The sequence below is a fragment of the Thalassotalea euphylliae genome (assembly GCF_003390335.1).
Taxonomy (GTDB): Bacteria; Pseudomonadota; Gammaproteobacteria; order Enterobacterales; family Alteromonadaceae; genus Thalassotalea_F; species Thalassotalea_F euphylliae_B.
On record NZ_QUOU01000001.1, the window covers coordinates 2,231,027 to 2,248,350 of the forward strand.

Annotated in this window: 12 protein-coding genes; 4 read left to right on the forward strand and 8 right to left on the reverse strand. The window is 43.2% G+C overall.

Going from position 1 to position 17,324, the window contains the following annotated elements; all coding sequences use genetic code 11:
- Nucleotides 1-87: 87 nt before the first annotated feature.
- The 6 genes from DXX93_RS09820 to DXX93_RS09845 form a co-directional block, all read right to left on the reverse strand.
- The gene (locus tag DXX93_RS09820; protein WP_116007943.1) at nucleotides 88-1,071 is read right to left on the reverse strand and encodes an LLM class flavin-dependent oxidoreductase; all 984 of its coding nucleotides are present in this window, start codon (nucleotides 1,069-1,071) and stop codon (nucleotides 88-90) included.
- A 123-nt stretch (nucleotides 1,072-1,194) separates the two neighbouring features.
- The gene (gene yjjX, locus DXX93_RS09825) at nucleotides 1,195-1,746 is read right to left on the reverse strand and encodes an inosine/xanthosine triphosphatase (RefSeq protein WP_116007944.1); all 552 of its coding nucleotides are present in this window, start codon (nucleotides 1,744-1,746) and stop codon (nucleotides 1,195-1,197) included.
- Between the two features lie 259 nt (nucleotides 1,747-2,005).
- Complete coding sequence (locus DXX93_RS09830) at nucleotides 2,006-2,758, reverse strand: CsgG/HfaB family protein (RefSeq protein WP_220347565.1); 753 nt, start codon at nucleotides 2,756-2,758, stop codon at nucleotides 2,006-2,008.
- 509 nt (nucleotides 2,759-3,267) lie between these two features.
- Complete coding sequence (locus DXX93_RS09835; RefSeq protein WP_116007946.1) at nucleotides 3,268-4,638, reverse strand: alkaline phosphatase; 1,371 nt, start codon at nucleotides 4,636-4,638, stop codon at nucleotides 3,268-3,270.
- Between the two features lie 12 nt (nucleotides 4,639-4,650).
- A complete protein-coding gene (locus DXX93_RS09840; RefSeq protein WP_116007947.1) occupies nucleotides 4,651-5,826 on the reverse strand; it encodes an endonuclease/exonuclease/phosphatase family protein in 1,176 nt (391 codons plus the stop codon).
- An 11-nt stretch (nucleotides 5,827-5,837) separates the two neighbouring features.
- Entirely contained in the window at nucleotides 5,838-6,470 is a 633-nt protein-coding gene (locus DXX93_RS09845; protein WP_116007948.1) for a TetR/AcrR family transcriptional regulator, read from the reverse strand.
- Nucleotides 6,471-6,996: 526 nt separating this feature from the next.
- Between DXX93_RS09845 and DXX93_RS09850 the strand changes: the two genes are divergently transcribed.
- The 4 genes from DXX93_RS09850 to deoA all read left to right on the forward strand — a co-directional run bounded on the left by DXX93_RS09850 (nucleotide 6,997) and on the right by deoA (nucleotide 15,710).
- Nucleotides 6,997-10,098 carry a TonB-dependent receptor gene (locus DXX93_RS09850; protein ID WP_116007949.1) on the forward strand — a complete coding sequence of 1,034 codons (3,102 nt, stop codon included), beginning with the start codon at nucleotides 6,997-6,999 and terminating at the stop codon, nucleotides 10,096-10,098.
- Nucleotides 10,099-10,514: 416 nt separating this feature from the next.
- On the forward strand, nucleotides 10,515-13,673 hold the full coding sequence (locus tag DXX93_RS09855) for a TonB-dependent receptor (protein ID WP_258872643.1): 3,159 nt from the start codon (nucleotides 10,515-10,517) through the stop codon (nucleotides 13,671-13,673).
- 238 nt (nucleotides 13,674-13,911) lie between these two features.
- Nucleotides 13,912-14,316, forward strand: a complete 405-nt coding sequence (locus DXX93_RS09860) for a cytidine deaminase (protein ID WP_116007951.1) — start codon at nucleotides 13,912-13,914, stop codon at nucleotides 14,314-14,316.
- Nucleotides 14,317-14,396: 80 nt separating this feature from the next.
- Complete coding sequence (gene deoA / locus DXX93_RS09865; RefSeq protein WP_116009906.1) at nucleotides 14,397-15,710, forward strand: thymidine phosphorylase; 1,314 nt, start codon at nucleotides 14,397-14,399, stop codon at nucleotides 15,708-15,710.
- 178 nt (nucleotides 15,711-15,888) lie between these two features.
- Here deoA and DXX93_RS09870 read toward each other — a convergent pair whose 3' ends face one another.
- Both DXX93_RS09870 and deoC read right to left on the reverse strand, forming a co-directional pair.
- Nucleotides 15,889-16,464, reverse strand: coding sequence for a thymidine kinase (locus DXX93_RS09870; protein WP_116007952.1), 576 nt, complete (start codon nucleotides 16,462-16,464; stop codon nucleotides 15,889-15,891).
- A gap of 62 nt (nucleotides 16,465-16,526) precedes the next feature.
- On the reverse strand, nucleotides 16,527-17,312 hold the full coding sequence (deoC, locus tag DXX93_RS09875; protein WP_116007953.1) for a deoxyribose-phosphate aldolase: 786 nt from the start codon (nucleotides 17,310-17,312) through the stop codon (nucleotides 16,527-16,529).
- Nucleotides 17,313-17,324: the final 12 nt, after the last annotated feature.

The following is a 17,324-nucleotide window of genomic DNA, read 5'->3' on the forward strand; positions in this document are numbered from 1 at the left end:
CGCTAGGTGAGCGATAGCTCGTTTGCTAGCGGCTTTGTTTTTTCAGCTATTTTTATACATTTTGAGTTGGTAAAAAGCAGATAACGCTTAGCTAAACGCTTTTTTCACCAATTCAAAACTCTTTTTACGATCTTCAAAATGGTAAACGTTTGAGACCATCATCACTTCGTCGGCATTAAACTGCGCTTGTATCTCTTCTATAGTTGCTTTGACTTGCGCTGGTGTGCCAATTGCCCGCCTTGGTAAACGTTGTTGGATAAACGCACTTAGCTGAGGTGACACCGGGTATTCCGCCACTTGCTCAGGCGTTAAGAAGTCACCTTGCCACTCACCGGTAATATAGCGGTAGTAATTGACCTCGTAACTTTTCGCGAGCAGGTGCGCATAGCCTTCATCTTCGGCGCAAAAAGTGGCAATTGTCACTGAGGTGTAAGGCGTTTGTTGCTGTCCACTTGGTTTAAAGTTCTGCTGATAATAATTGGTCACTTGCGTTGCCGCATGGGGATTAATAAACAGTGCTAAATTGTATGGTAAGCCATGTTGAGCCGCTAAAACGGCGCTATCTTGGCTTGACCCTAACATCCACATCGGCAAGTTCTTGGGCGGTTTAGGGCTTACAATTGGTTCAGCGTGTTCATTGTTTAGATATTGCCACAGCTCTTCAACCTGCTGTGGAAATTTATGAAAATCTGGGCGACCATTGGGCGCAAGTGCCGAAGCGGTGAGCATATCGGTACCTGGGGCGCGGCCGATACCTAAATCAATGCGCTCTGGGTATAAGTTGGCCAACATTGAAAATACTTCGGCAACTTTGTAACTACTGTAGTGGGGCAGCATAATACCACCCGAGCCCAAGCGAATTTTTCGGGTCGCTGCACCCAATGCCGCAAGTAATACTTCTGGAGCACTACCTGCTAAGGCTACAAAGCCATGATGCTCTGAAATCCAAAAGCGCTCATAGCCGAGCTGTTCACAAAACTGTGCCATCTCGATGGTTTCTTGTAATGCGGTTGTGGCTGAGTCAAAGGTACGAGCGAACGATTGATCTAATACCGAAAGTTTAAAGGTCATAACTGGGTTTTAGTTTTAATTAGGGTTAATTGGATTTTTAATTAGGACATTGTTTTGCTAATTGTGCTCAATATAGCGAAAACTTATGGTGCGACAAAGTCGTTTACCTATCTGTTCTCGTTATTATTGATATAAGTTAGCGTTGGCAATTTTCGCCAGTGCCAATATTAACGCTTGCTGGTAGGTAGATTGCCGAGTGACTAAACCATTAGTGAATAATCCCATAGCGCCAGATTTTTGCTTGGCATTATGAGTATTAAAAAGCTTATCAATGACATCACCTAATTCTTCACCTTGTTGCAATGCTTGATAAACGCCTTCTGGTAAAGGCAGTTGGGCGCTAAGACCAATGGTTTCTTGATTTGTATTGGCACTTGAAATAACCACGTAAGCAAACGCGGCAGGGCCATAATGGTAATGATCAACACCGCCTTCGATGGCAATATAAAAATCCGCAGAATCATCAAATTCTTGCTGGCAATGCAGTACGCGATTCTTTGCACCCAATAAAGTTTCAGCCTCGGTCATCGGTTGCTCGGCAACACTTGAGGGAGCATTTACCGAGGCGACACTAATTTCATGTTGAGGAAAATACAATTGGAATGCAGCTTTTGCGGCGTTCACTTTAACGGGGTTTTTTGAGCCTACGACGATAGACAGGTGATTTAATGACATATTGATTAACGTCTTGTTGCTAATGAAGAATATTAGGCGGTAATTTATGGAAAATGTCTATGGTAATTTATAGCGATTTTTATCGGAAGAGCGAAGGGACAGCGTTACTTACTGAGCAAATCATGCAGCTAGTGGCGCAGTAACCTAGACCGAAATAAGGGGAACACGGCTGGTTGCCACTATTGTCATTTAGACCGTAAGGTTAGATAAAACTTAGCACTAGAGCATGGCAATAGATGCTCCAGTGCTTGCAAGCGATTTACTGCTGAACGCCGAGTTTACCACCAGTACCCAGACCACCTTCAACTTGCTGTGCTTTATAATTTCGCAGCGCTTTAACCATTTGGTTATATGAGTCAGCAAACGCCGCGGTGACGATTTTACCTTCGGGGGTATTAGAATAAGCCCCAGCACCTAATAGGGCACCAGCGAAGAGTGCGCCACCAATCCTAAAGTCTTGGTTTTCTGCATTGCCAACTGCAGCTGATACTTGCACGCCTGATCGGTTATCGATTAACAACATGGTGGTCGCGGCTTCATTTTTCTTGAAGCCACCAGCGACCGCTGCACCTACTGAGCCAAATAAGGCACCAGCAATCGCGCCTATGCCACCTGTGCCTTTTTCAGAAAATTGGATAGAAGGGGAAAGCGTGTAATCTGCAGCAACCATCTGCCCTTTACCAAAATTACTGCCACCGCGCGATTCACCAGATGACATTAATTCCCGCTCAGCTTTCATCGCCGCCATGGCTGCGCCACGTTCAACCACAACAAAACAGTTAGATTGTTGAATCATCAATCGAATAACAGGAACAGTACTGCCTAAGTCTGGGGCTCTGCGCTGATACATAGACCACCAAGGTAGACTGCGATCTTCAAATACCGACATAGTGCCTAGGGTTTTATCACAGCTTTCCAATTGGCTATTTTTGTTATCGGTATTAGCGCCACCAGCCCCACCTGTGATGGTGCCACCGCCTTGACCACCGCCCATTTTCGGTGCTGTGCTCATACAACCGGCTAGTAATGTGATAGCGCAAGCCACCGTACTAAAGTATAAAAAGCCTTTTTTCATTATTTTTCTCCCGTTTTTTAGCTATTGAATTGCTCAATAAAAGTGTTTGCTAAAAACAACTAAGCAAATTTAAACAATGCCTGATTTCCAAACAGCACAGTTAAAAAGCGTTGTTGAAACGGGATAAACAGCCAAAAGTCCGTTTTCAAAAGGCCACAGCAATTTTCTGTTAGGAAAAATTTACTATAAATAAACCTTAGTCTGGGATGTAAAAGTTGGCAATAAAATGAGGTAATTATGCGTAAATTGGTGTCACAAAACGCCAATCACGAAAAAAACAAAAGCTAACAATCAATATTTATAGCGCTCACGATGAATGATTGAGTTGCCATTAGAAAAAGTGTAGAAGTTCAGATCAGCTTAATTAGGTTATCTAAATTACTTTAGATAAGGAGAACCCGCGTAAAACATGACGCTGGTTCTCCTATGTACGTTATTTACAGAGGTTAATCGCGGTGTTGCTCAAGTAACTTAAACACTTTTTTCGCAATATCAGTATTGTCTAAATGACCTTCGAATTTATCTGCGTATTTACCAAACGCAATAATTGGAACGTCAACAGCGGTGTGACCACCAGAAGTCCAGCCGGTATTGGTACGTCCGTCAATGATTTTCTTAACGGTTTTAGTCACAATATATTCAGCGCTTGGCTTGCGTTGTTTATTTTGTGCTTCTTCACTTAGTTTTTGATAAGCGGCCAGTTTTTCTGCGGCTTCGTCAGTTGCAGCGGTAATCAGTGCAATCTCATCTTCATTCAGCTCGAAGTTAAACAATTTATCGATAGCCGACTTCGCTAACTTCTGTTTAGTGATTGATTCTGCAATGACTTTAGGTGAGTGCAATTGTTTTCTCAGTAACGCTGGCTGCCATTTGTATTCGCCATGGGCTGCCAAGGTTAATCCACCAGTGCTGTGATCAGCGGTGAGGATGACAGTAGTATTAGGCGTTTGAGCGACATAGCTTTCGAGATATTCAATGGTTTTGGCAAGGTCATCCATCTCTGCCATCGCTGCGCTGATGTCATTGCTGTGTCCAGCCCAATCTACTTGGCTTGCTTCAACTAATAAAAAATAGCCATTGTCTTGACTGGCCAATAACTCAGTTGCTGTTTTGGTCATTGCAGATAAACGGTAGCGATTACTATCATCAAGTGCGTGTGGCAAACCAACATCGGCAAACAAGCCTAACGCTGGTTTGTCATTTTTTAATGTTGATAGTTGCTGATAGGCATCAATATATTGCACGCCTTGTGATGTTAACTCTTTAACTAGCTGGCGATCATCGCGGATAAAGTACTGCCAGCCGCCGCCGAATAAGACATCAAATTTTAACTCTCCGTTGATGCGTTCGTCGACGTAGCTGTCGGCAATCTCGTTGTAGTTTCTGCGGTATTCATTGTGCGCAAGGTATGACGCTGGTGTTGCGTGATTCACTTGAGAAGTTACCACAGCACCGGTTTTTAAGCCGTACTGCTTGGCGCGCTCAAGCACTGTTTCAACGGGATTTTTATCAACATCCATGGCAATAGCGCCATTATATGTTTTGATACCGGCAGAAAGCGCCGTGGCGCCAGCGGCTGAATCGGTCACATACCCAGAAACTGGAGCAGGGTAAGTAGATGCCATACCAACGAGGTACTTATCAAAAATCGTCGCTTCGACTTCTTTGGTTTTTGGGTCGTCGTTGTAATAGCGATAGCCCGTGGTATAGGCTGGTCCCATGCCATCGGCAATGACCATAATAATATTGTGCGGCTGTTCCTTCGCTGTAGCCCCGCAAGCGGCTAATACACATAGTGAAGAGAGTAATTTACGCATTGATATTCTCAGTTATTTTAAAGAAAGTTCTACCCAAACTAGGCGATGGTCTGAAGACGCAGCTCTGCTGTCGATTAGGCGATAAAGCGGTGAATTTTGCGTTGGCCAAAACACGCCGCTGTCGGTAAGTGTCCAACCAAAAGTTGATGGCAGCACATAGTCAGCTCGCATTCCCCAGTGTGCGGTGTGGTATCGAGCATTTTGATTGTCTGGCTTACTCGCTTTGCCCCCATCACTCATTGGCATAGGATCGTTAACAGCCGGGTGTTCAATTAGATTGCCGATGCCGTCTTTATTGGCATCACCATCAGTTGTTGAGGCATTTAAATCCCCCATAATGACAAATGGAGCTTTGTTTTTCATCGCCCCTTTTTGGCCATTATCGTCATATATGTAGCTACCAGCGTCACCTGAAATATAATCTTGCCAGAAGCGTATTTCATCGTGATTACGCTTGCCATTGCGATCTTCTGGGCCATCAAAAACCGGTGGTGTTGGGTGGCTTGCTAAAACGTGAACCGTTTTATTGTCAACAATCACCGGAATATCCCAATGTGATTTGGAAGAAAGTCTTAATTCCTGCCACGTAGCATCACTGTAATAGCCTTGCTCAGAATTTGATTGCATTGGCTTTAATGCATTGGGCATATCTTGCCACTTAAATTTCTGAAAGGTGCGAATATTGGTGTGATCTATCGGAAATTTAGACAATAACGCCATGCCAAAGTGGCCGGGAAAGTAACCAAAACCATAGGTGTCTTGCGGGCTTGTAATTTGACCATCACCATTAATGTCAATAGCTGCTTTTACGCCAGTGTTTACTGGCCCTTGATAAAAGTAAGGGTAGTTAACAGGTGTTTGTCCTTGTTGACTTTTAGCCAGGTAGCTGGTCAGAAATTTTTGTAATGCAATGGCATTGTTGTCAGTGCGGTCGAATTCATTGAGTAACAAAATATCAGGGTTAACTCGTTGAATAATCTCAGCAATGTTTTTGATTTGCTGGTGCTGGCTATTGAGCGCCGTGGTTAATTCATTCCCTGATGGCACCACTTGTCCTCGTTCACCTTTAGGTAGGTAATTGAGCGCTTCCATACTGACGTTAAACGTAGCGATTTTTATTGTATCAGCGGCCATGGCGGTCGTTATCGTAGAAAGTAATAAGCCTGAACCGGCAAGTAGTTTTTTCATGAATTAGCTTCTTATTTCAAGCCACAACCACGGAGAATAAAGTCAGTCAGGAACGCGATGACCTGCTGTTCATCTTGCTCTTCGTAGTCGGCTTGATTCATTACAGTTAATATTTGTGTTTCAAAATCTGCATAGTGCTGGGTGGTAGACCAGATTGCAAAAATTAAATGGTAAGGATCGACATCAGCCATTTGCTCAGTATCGATCCAATGTTGGAAGAGGGCGGCTTTTTCTCTTACCCACTTGCGTAAATAGGTGCGAGCAAACTCTTTTAGGTGTTGTGCGCCTTGAATAATTTCCATCGCATAAATCTTTGACGCGCCCGGATGCTGAAATGACATTTTCACCTTTGACGCGATAATCTTTTCGATTGCCGCGGCTGGGCCATCTTCTGGCTCAATATCACCGATCCCTTGATCCCACATATCTAGTGTGCGCTCTAGGACAGCGTGATAAATATTGTCTTTATTTTTGAAGTAGTAAAGGATATTAGCTTTAGGTAAACCTGCACGATCAGCGATCGATTGCACCGTTGCCCCTTTAAAGCCCTGCAATATAAATTCCTCTTGCGCTGCTTCGAGAATTTTAGCCTCGCTTAACGCGCGAATAGTTCCTTGTTTTGATTCTTTTTTTACTTCATTCATCCTTTACTAACCAATTATTTGACCAATTATAAAATTACGATATGAGTTAACTTACTAAGTTTACTATAGAATTTTTCCTCAAAATAGACTACTAACCAAATAGTCAAAGATCATACCGAGTATTTTACACGAATCTAGCGCTGAATTTTAAACTTTTATGAAGATGTTATTTCGTCTCAAAATCTAGTGCGGTCGTTCAAAAATACGTCAATCATACGTCATCAAAGTCATCACATACTTGAAATATTTTTGTCTGTTTAATCGCCATATTTGTCGGGCGAATGATCTTGGCACGCAAGACGTCCTCTAGCTTTTACTTTGATAACAAGGTGTTGCGTTGGAGAAAACGCTGGTAACTCGGCTGATTAAACTGTATAAAAAACATTCTGACCAAATAGACAAAATGTAATTAAATTGTAAAATAAAAATGCTTTATTAGCGTTGGTCAACAAGAGTTACAAGCTTTTATTAGCGAATTAGTAGCAAAGCTCACGTACTTAATAAAATTAAAACCAAGGATAATCTGATGAAAAGTCATCGTCTCTCAAAAATTGCTGGTGCAGTCGTTGTCGCGCTTGGCATGACAGCTTCAGCATATGCAAATACCACATCATCTGGTATCAAAGGTGAAATTTCCGGCCCGGCTGGAGATCCGGCACAAGGCACGACAGTGGTTATTACCCATTTACCTTCAGGTACAAGCAAAACCGTTACCGTTAATGAATTTGGTCGATTCAGTTCAAAAGGTCTACGTGTTGGTGGCCCATACCGCATCACGATAGATTCAGACACTTTTGAAGATCAAGTTGTTGACGATGTTTTTCTTACACTAAGTGAAACATATGAAATCAATCGTTCACTGGAAAGTGTCAGTAACGTTGAGCGTATCGAAGTCACAGGCCGTGCTTATCACAGCAACTATGGTAGCAATAGCCCGTCAAGCAATTTCAATTTCGAAGATTTGGCAGCAGCACCAACGGTAAACCGTGATATTAAAGATGTAGTGCGTGTTGACCCGCGTATTTATATTGATGAATCAAGCTCAGATGCTATCCGCTGTGCAGGTGGTAACCCGCGCTTCAACAGTTTAACGGTTGATGGTGTGCGTATGAACGATAACTTTGGCTTAAACAGCAACGGTTATCCGACAGAGCGCATCCCATTCTCTTTCGATGCCCTTGATCAAGTCGCCGTTGAGCTAGCGCCATTTGATGTTCAATACGGTGGCTTTACATCGTGTAATATCAATGCGGTCACTAAATCGGGGACTAACGAAGTTCACGGTAGCTTCTTTTACGACTACACGAACGATTCGCTAAAAGGTGATAGCTTAGAGGGCGAAGACGTACCAACAGGTAATTTTAATGAAAAGCGTTATGGTTTTAATGTTGGCTTGCCAATGATTGAAGATAAACTTTTCTTGTTCACTGCTTACGAGAAGCTAGAAGGTGCACAAATTTTCCAATACGATCCATTAACTAATGGTCGTATCGATCAAGCAACGCTTGACCGCATTGCTCAAATTTCACGTGACGCATACGGCTATGAGCCAGGTGGTTTTACACCAAGCTTACCAGTAGAAGACGAAAAACTATTGGTAAAACTTGATTGGAACATTAATGACGATCACCGTGCGACTTTCGTTTATAACTACAACGACGGTTTTACGTTAGCGCAATCAGACGCGGGCTCGAGCCGCATTTCTTTTGACAACCACTTTTATGAGCGCGGCGCTAAGTTAAATTCCTACGTAACATCAATATACTCAGACTGGACTGATAACCTGTCAACGGAAGTGCGAATAGGCTACTCAACACTCGATAACCGCCAAATTTCACTGGATAGAGAAAGCGGTTTTGGTGAATTCCGCGTGTCAGCAGCCAATGGTATCGATGTCTACCTTGGCCCGGATGATTCTCGTCAGTCAAACAAATTAAAATATGACAACTTGTCGTTGAAATTAGCGGCAACGTACTACTTAGATGAGCACGAACTTTACTTTGGTTATGAGCGTGAAGAGTTAGACGTATTTAACTTGTTCGTTCAGCACTCGCAAGGTGAGTACCGCTTTAGCTCAATCGACGATTTTGAAAATGGTATCGCGCGCGTTTACTACGGTAACGCAAGTTCACAAGATCCAAACGACGCCGCAGGTGAATTTAAATACGCGTTGAACACCGTATACTTCCAGGACAAATTCGAGCTTGAGAATTATGACGTCACCATCACGGCAGGTTTGCGTTACGATTGGTACACAAGTGATGACGTCCCTGAATTCAACCAAAATTTCCAAGACCGCTACGGCTTTTCTAACGAGCAGAACTTAGATGGCGTTGACCTACTGCAACCGCGCTTTGGTTTGAACTGGAGTGTTAACGACCAGTTAGAAGTTCGCGCAGGCTTAGGTTTATACTCCGGCGGTAACCCGAATGTATGGATCTCTAATTCATACTCAAACGATGGTATTCGCAATATCCAAATCAACCAACGTGGTCTGCAAATCTTAGGACCTGATGCGATTGCCTTTAACGGCAGTGGTCGCCCTGGTTTTGATATTCCTCAGCAGTTATTTGATGCCGTGGGCTCAGGCTCAGCGGATGCAAGTACTAACGTAACGGATCCTGATTTTGAGATCCCATCTGAATGGAAGTACTCGTTAGGTGCTACCTATGTCACCGAAAGCGACTACATCATTATGGCTGACTTCTTATACACAGATAAGAAAGATTCAGCGATTGTTCGCAATTTAGCTGACGCTCAAGTAGGTACAGCACCTGATGGACGTCCAGTTTATGATTCCGTTAACCACCCAAGAAACTCTGATTTCTTGTTAACTAACGTAAGTGGTGAAGATGGTGAAGCGACGATTCTTTCGCTATCGGTGAGTAAGAGCTTTGATAATGGCTTCGACTTCTCTGCGTCGTACGCTTATACCGATGCTAAAGAAGTACATCCGATGACCAGCTCAGTGGCGTTCTCTAACTACCACAATATCGCAACGTCTGATCCGGAAAATCCTGGTTTAGCAGCGTCTAACTATGAAATTCCTCACCGATTTACGTTGAACTTGCGCTATAGCCATGAATTTTTCGAAGGCTATGAAACCACCTTTAGCTTGTTTGGCCAAGCGAACCAAGGTCAACCATATACTTACTCATTTACCAGCAGAACACGTGGCTTAGGCTTTAACGATGCAGATCGTCAATTGCTATACATACCACTAGAGAATGATGCGTCAGTGGTGTACGGAGATGACTTTGATCTTGCCGCGTTCAACAGCTTTATCGAAGCGGAAGGTTTAGACGAGTATCGCGGCCGTATTTTACCGCGTAACCGTTTACAAAGTGATTGGTGGGTTAAGTTCGACTTTAAGATCGAGCAAGAATTTGCCGGTTTTGCAGAAGGTCATAAGGCTAGTGCATTCTTCGTGATTGAGAACTTAACTAACTTCTTAAATGACGATTGGGGTGTCTTAGAGCAAGGTTCGCAGCTGCAAGGTGCTGTTGCTGCTAGCGTCAACGATGCCAACCAATATGTGTTCCAAGAGTTTACTAACCCTGCGACACAAAGCCGTCAAAACGATGCATCGTTATGGGAAATGCGTATTGGTGTTAAATACGACTTCTAGTTTCATTCATCAAACTGTCATATAACCAAGATAAAAAACCGCGCTGTTAAGTGCGGTTTTTTTATGCATGTCATTTACTTGTCTCCTGTTTGTTATCAATTGTTACGCGTAAATACCTCAACATTTAGTCAACATAGCTGAAATAAATTTGTTTATTTTCGTTTGAATCGGCATTAGAATACGCGGCGTTTTACTTGCCAAAAGCAGTAGCAGTAGGCTTTGCAAGAGATTTTTGTACGTATTACTAAATGTTGCGAATTGTAAATGTACGTACAGGCTATTTCCTGACCAAATAGACAAATTGTAATCATATTGTAAAATAACTGTGCTTTAATGACGTCAGTCACAAAAGTGAAACAAGTGTTTAGTTGTGAACTTCACAAAAGCATAAAAAAATTAAAACCAAGGAAAATATGATGAAAAGTCATCGTCTCTCAAGAATTGCTGGTGCGGTAGTTGTCGCGCTTGGCATGACAACTTCAGCTATGGCAGCTGATACAGCATCTAGCATTCGAGGCACTATTTTTGGCCCTGATGGCAACGTTGCACCGGGTACAACCATTGTTGTAATCCACGAGCCAACAGGCACGCGTAAAACCGTAACGGCTAACGAAAGCGGTAGCTTCTTAGCGAAAGGTTTACGTGTTGGCGGTCCTTACAAGGTGATCATCGACTCTGACGAGTACCGCGACGCTGAAATTGAAAATATTTACCTTTCACTAGGTGAAACGCAGCGTATCGATCGCCAGTTAGAAAGCGACAATACAGAAACTATTGTTGTAACTGGTAGCCGAGTTTTATTCAATTCGACCGCAAGTGACAGCTACTTCAACTCAGAAGACATCACGTCAACGCCAAGCTTGAACCGCGATCTTAAAGACGTTGTTCGCAACAACCCATTAGTTGTTATTAAGCCGGGTAGCGAAAGCCAAATGACGATTGCGGGTTCTAACCCTCGCATGAACTCAATCAGCATCGACGGTATTCCATTGAACGATGATTTTGGTCTGAACAACAATGGTTACCCAACTCAACGTAACCCATTTCCACTTGACGCACTTGACCAAGTAACGGTAAGTGTTGCACCAACACATGCGAAATCGAGCGGTTTTACGGGTGGCGCGGTTGATGCGGTATTCAAATCTGGTACGAACGAATTTCACGGCAACATGTTCTTCGAAAGAACAAGTGATGCTTTAGCGGGCACACCTAAAGATGACGGCGTAGACGTACCAATCGAATTTGAAGAAGAGAACTATGGCTTCACGTTAGGTGGCCCGATCATTGAAGACAAATTATTCTTCTTTGGTGCATACGAAAAATACGACTCTCCACAAGTACTAGAATACGGCCCAACTGGTTCTAGCAAAGGTGCTAACAAAACGACTGCAACAGTCGGTGATGTCGCAGCAGTACAAGAGATTGCTAACCGCGTTTACGGTGTTTCTGAAATCGGCTCTGCTGAAAGTCAACCACAACTAGAAGATGAAAAATACATCATCAAACTAGATTGGAACATCAATGATGATCACCGTGCGAACTTCGTTTACATGTTTAACGAAGGTAATGACACGCGTAACACGACGACCAGCGAGCGTGAATTACGTTTAGACTCTCACTGGTACAACAATACGCAAGAGTTAAAGAACTACAGTGCTAAGCTTTACTCTGACTGGACAGCTGACTTCTCTTCAGAAATTAGTATTACACGTAAATCAGTAGAGACAGGCCAAATTTCACTTCGCAGTGAGCTAGGTTTAGGTGATATCACCATCAACAATATCGATACCGATAACGATGGTGAGTCGGGTTCAATCGCGTTTGGCTCTGACCAATTCCGCCACTCGAACTCGTTAAGCAATGATTTAACAATTCTAAAGTTTGACGGTACTTACTTATACGAAGATCACGCGATTGATTTTGGTATTGATTACAAAATTTTAGAAATTGAGAACCAATTCTTACCAAACTCACGTGGTACAACGACTTTCGATTCATTAGCTGACTTCGAAAACCGCCTAGTGTCGGAGTACACCTACGAAAACGGTTTAGGTAACGACCCATTAGCCGTGGCTGCTACCTTTGAACGTAAAGACTTAGCGCTTTACATCAATGATACTTGGGACTTCAATGACGAATTAACACTGTCATTTGGTTTGCGTTACGAGCGCTTATCGTCAGACGATAAACCAACGTTCAACCAAGGTTTACTTGACCGTACAGGTTTTGACAACACCTTTAACTTAGATGGCGTTGACATTATCTTACCTCGCTTTGGTTTCACATACCTTTACAGCGATGACGTTACTTTCCGCGGTAGTGTTGGCCGCTTTGCGGGTGGTAATCCAAATGTTTGGATTTCAAACTCATACTCAAACGATGGTGTCAGTGCACAGCGCTTTGGTCAACGTGATTTTGAAGCGCCAGCAAACATCCTAACAACGCCAACGCCAGAAGCGATTGCTGCTATTGATAGTGGTACTCGTGGCAGCGTGACGAACTTTATCGATCCTAACTTCGATATCCCGTCACAGTGGACTTACATGCTTAACTCAGACGTAACGTTAAACATTCCATACTTAGGTGATGGTTACGCTTGGACAACAACGGCAATCTACACAGAGAAAGAAAATTCAGCTGAGTGGATCAATGCAGCATTGCTTCAAGAAGGCGACGTAGTAGGCTCTACATCAAGTGGCGCACTTCCTTTCTACGATACGCGTGAACTAGAAATCATGCTAACCAACGCCGATCGCGACGGTCGCTCAGTGATTCTAAGTACAGGTATTGCAAAAGAGTGGGATAATGGCCTTAGCTTCGATATGTCATACACGCATCAAGACATTACTGAAGGTAACCCGGGCAGTTCTTCGACAGCGCGCAGTAACTACCGTTTCGGTCACTTCTTAGATCACCAAGAAACACAAATCGGTACTTCACCGTTCGAAACAGAGCACCGTTTTGTATTTAACTTGGGTTACAAAACTGAGTTCTTCGAAGGTTACGCGACACGCTTTAACTTATTCTTCGAACGTCACTCAGGCTCTGCTTACAGCCACTTAGTTGATTTGACTAACCTACAAGGCGGTCGCTTCTTCAACCAAGACTTGATCCAACCTTCTGGTTTCTTCACCACATTTGGCGGTAACTACTTAGCGTACGTACCAACAGCAAATGATCCAAATGTAAGATACGAAGGCGTGACTGAGCAAGAAGTACTAGCTCACTTCGACAGCTTAGGGCTTTCAGGTTTCGCTGGTGGTCATGTTGACCGCGGTCAAGCGCAATCTCCTTGGGTAACTAACTTAGATCTTTACATCTCGCAAGAGTTACCAGGTCTAATGGATGGTCACAAAGGTGAAGTTTACTTCGTAGTTAATAACTTATTGAACCTAATCGACTCATCTAAAGGTAAAGTATACCGTCAGAACTTCAATACTAGCGAAGTTATCCAAATGGATATCGACGCGTCTACAGGTCAGTACATCTACGGTGATATCTTGAGCGATGACTTTACGTTTGAAGCACGTGATTCAGCGTACCGTATCAAGATTGGTGTTAAGTACACTTTCTAAAACTAGCTTGTCTTAAAGCCTTAAAAACCGCGCTATTTAGCGCGGTTTTTTATTTTTCGCTAGTAATTAAACGGTGAGTATTTTATCATTAAACCTGACCATGTGGTCAGTATGAATTAAAGCTCGGCTATACCAACAGAGAAAATGATGTCAGTTGGGAACATTGAACTTTGCATGGTCTATCAATTTAGGCTTAATTATATCGACGTATATAAAAATACAACAAGTGGTAATCGAAATGACACAAGAAACTTGGCACCAATTAAAACAGTCAGCCAAGCTAGGCTTTGATCGCGCATACGCGCCATATAGCAACTTTCAAGTTGGCGCGGCAGCCACTGATGACCATGGCAATGTTTTCTTTGGTTGTAATGTAGAAAATGCATCTTACGGTTTAACTGTGTGTGCTGAACGCAACTGTATTGCGCAAGCTGTTATCAATGGCAGCCAAACGTTAACGCAAATAGTGGTTTACACAGAGCAAGAAAAACTGACGCCACCTTGTGGCGCTTGTCGTCAAGTCATCGCAGAATTTATGGCACCTGAGAGTGAAGTCAAAGCAATGAATCACTTAGGTAATGAAAAAACATGGACGGTTGCTCAATTATTGCCAGATGCATTTACCCCTAAAGATCTACTCTAGCGGCTTGGAAAGATAGTAAGTAGTGCGCCACCGCGCGTTTAATGAAAATTAACAAACACATACAAATCAAAGAGAAACATATGTTACTTCCACAAGAAGTGATTCGCGTAAAACGCAATGGCGGCGAATTAACTCAAGAACAAATTCAGTTTTTTGTCGATGGTATTACGAACGGCCAGTTTAATGACGCACAAGTTGGTTCTATGGCCATGGCAATTTTCCAAAAAGGCATGGCAACACAAGAAATCGTGTCTTTTACCCAAGCCATGATGCACTCAGGTACGGTATTGAGCTGGCCTGAGCTAGATAGACCGATTGTCGATAAGCACTCTACTGGTGGTGTCGGCGATAAAGTTAGCTTTATGCTAGCTGCAATTGTGGGCAGTTGTGGCGCTTACATGCCGATGATCGCAGGTCGTGGTCTAGGGCATACAGGTGGCACGGTCGATAAATTAGAAGCCATTGCTGGTTTTAACACTCAGCCAACTATCCCTGAATTTAAAGCATTAGTGAAAGAACTTGGTATTGCTATTATTGGCCAAACCAATGACTTAGCACCGGCTGACAAACGCTTATACGGTATTCGTGATATCACTGCAACGGTTGAGTCTATTCCACTAATTACAGGCTCGATTTTATCGAAGAAGCTTGCATCAGGTTTAGATGCGTTAGTGATGGATGTTAAAGTTGGCAATGGTGCCATGATGCAAAATATGGATGATGCTGTGGCACTTGCACAAAGCATCGCCAATGTGGCTAATGGTGCTGGTGTAAAAACCCAAGCAATTATTACCGACATGAATCAGGTATTAGGTAACAGTGCGGGTAATGCGTTAGAAATTATCGAAACTGTCGATTATCTAACAGGCGCCTATCGTGAAGAGCGTTTGCACAATGTTACTGTTCGTCTAGCGCAAAGCATGTTGATCAACACAGGCATTGCTGGCAATGAAGCACAGGCACTAGAAAAAATTAATCATGCATTAGATTCTGGCGCTGCGGCTGAATTATTTAGTCGTATGATCCATCGCATGGGCGGCCCAGCTAACTTACTTGAATCACCTTGGGATTCAATGACTAAAGCTAACAATATGTTAGACGTCACAGCACCACAAGACGGTTACATTGCGGGTATGGATACGCGTGATATTGGCTTAACTATTGTCGGTATGGGCGGTGGCCGTACGGCTAACGATCAAGCGATTGACCACACCGTAGGGTTTGATCAAATCCAGCCAATTGGTACTAAAGTGTCTAAGGGTGACGTTGTCGCTCGTGTTCACGGCAAAGATCAGGCACAAGCCGAGTCAGCGGCAAAACAATATCTTGCGGCATTAAGCTTTAGCGAACAAGCCGTTGAAGCACCACCGGAAATTTATCAAATCATTAGTTAACTAAGTAGTTAACTAAGTAGTTAAATAAGTGGTTAAACAAGTGATTAGATAAGTCTGCCGCCAAAGACGGTAGAAAATAAAACGGCCACTTCAAATTGAAGTGGCCGTTTTTTATATTCATCGAACTAAATCAAGTTAATCTAAATCGACTTAACCGCTGTTAGCTTTTTTATTGGTACTACCAAACTAGCGCTTTAAAGTGCTTGCGACACAGCGATTCGTACCTGTCATTACCACCCACTTCGACTTGCGCACCAGCAGTGACTGCTTTACCGGTTTCGTCAATACGGGCAACAAAGTTAGCTTTTTTACCACAATGGCAAATCGTTTTTAGCTCAATCAGCTTATCAGCCCAAGCGAGTAGGGCGGCACTGCCGGTGAATGTGTTACCTAAAAAGTCGGTGCGAATACCGTAAGCGAGTACCGGAATTTTCAGTAAGTCGACAACGTCAGTTAATTGCTTTACCTGCTGCTGCGTCAAAAACTGAGACTCATCGACGAGTAGGCAATCTACTTTTGCTGTTTCATTAGCATGGCAAAGGGCTTGATAAAGATCAGTGTGCTCGTCAAATAGCTGAGCATCAGCATCTATACCCAAGCGTGACGTAATTTTGCCTTGCTGATATCTATCGTCGAGTTTTGCGGTAAACAACACACACTGCATACCGCGCTCGCGATAATTGTAGGCCGATTGTAATAGGTGCGTTGATTTACCGGCATTCATTGCTGAATAATAAAAATAAAGTTGTGCCATTTACTTATACCATTTATTGCACTCGGTGCTTTTTCTTCTTATTAATTGCAATTTACATTGGCTTAATAGCTACTTGATGATGCATCGCTGCGAGTATTGTGGCCAAGCGTATCCAATAAGTTGTTAAGCAAGCCACTGGCACCAAAACGAAAACGTTGGCTATCAATCCAATCATCACCGAGTAGATTCGCTGCCATGTCGATATAGACTTTTGCATCCTCAGCACTGCGCACGCCACCAGCGGCTTTAAAGCCAACATTTGGATTGGTCGCTTTAATCGCCTCTAGCATCACTTTTGCAGCTTGTGGTGTGGCATTAACAGCAACTTTTCCCGTAGATGTTTTGATAAAGTCAGCACCTGCGTTAATACAAATTTCACTTGCTTGGCGGATCAATTCATCTGTTTTTAACTCGCCAGTTTCAATGATCACTTTAAGGACGACATCGGCTTTTTCACATACTTGTTTGCACGCTTTGACCATGTCAAAACCGATACTATCGTTACCTGCCATTAGGGCTTGGTAAGGGAACACTAAGTCAACTTCATCGGCACCATAAACGATCGCCGCACTCGTTTCTGCTACAGCAATCGCAAGGTCGTCACCGCCACCAGGGAAGTTGGTGACGGTTGCAATTTTAATGTTTGCTGCGTTTAACTCGCTCAATTTCTTTTTCGCATGTGGAATAAAGCGCGGATAAATACAAATAGCAGCCGTATCGCCTGCAACGCTGTGTGCTTGGCTACACAGCACCTCGATATCGGCAACCGTTTCTTTATCAGTTAGGCTGGTTAAATCCATCAAGGCTAAAGCTTGCTGGGCGTAAGTGGTTAATGCTGATTCACTCATGATAAAACTCTT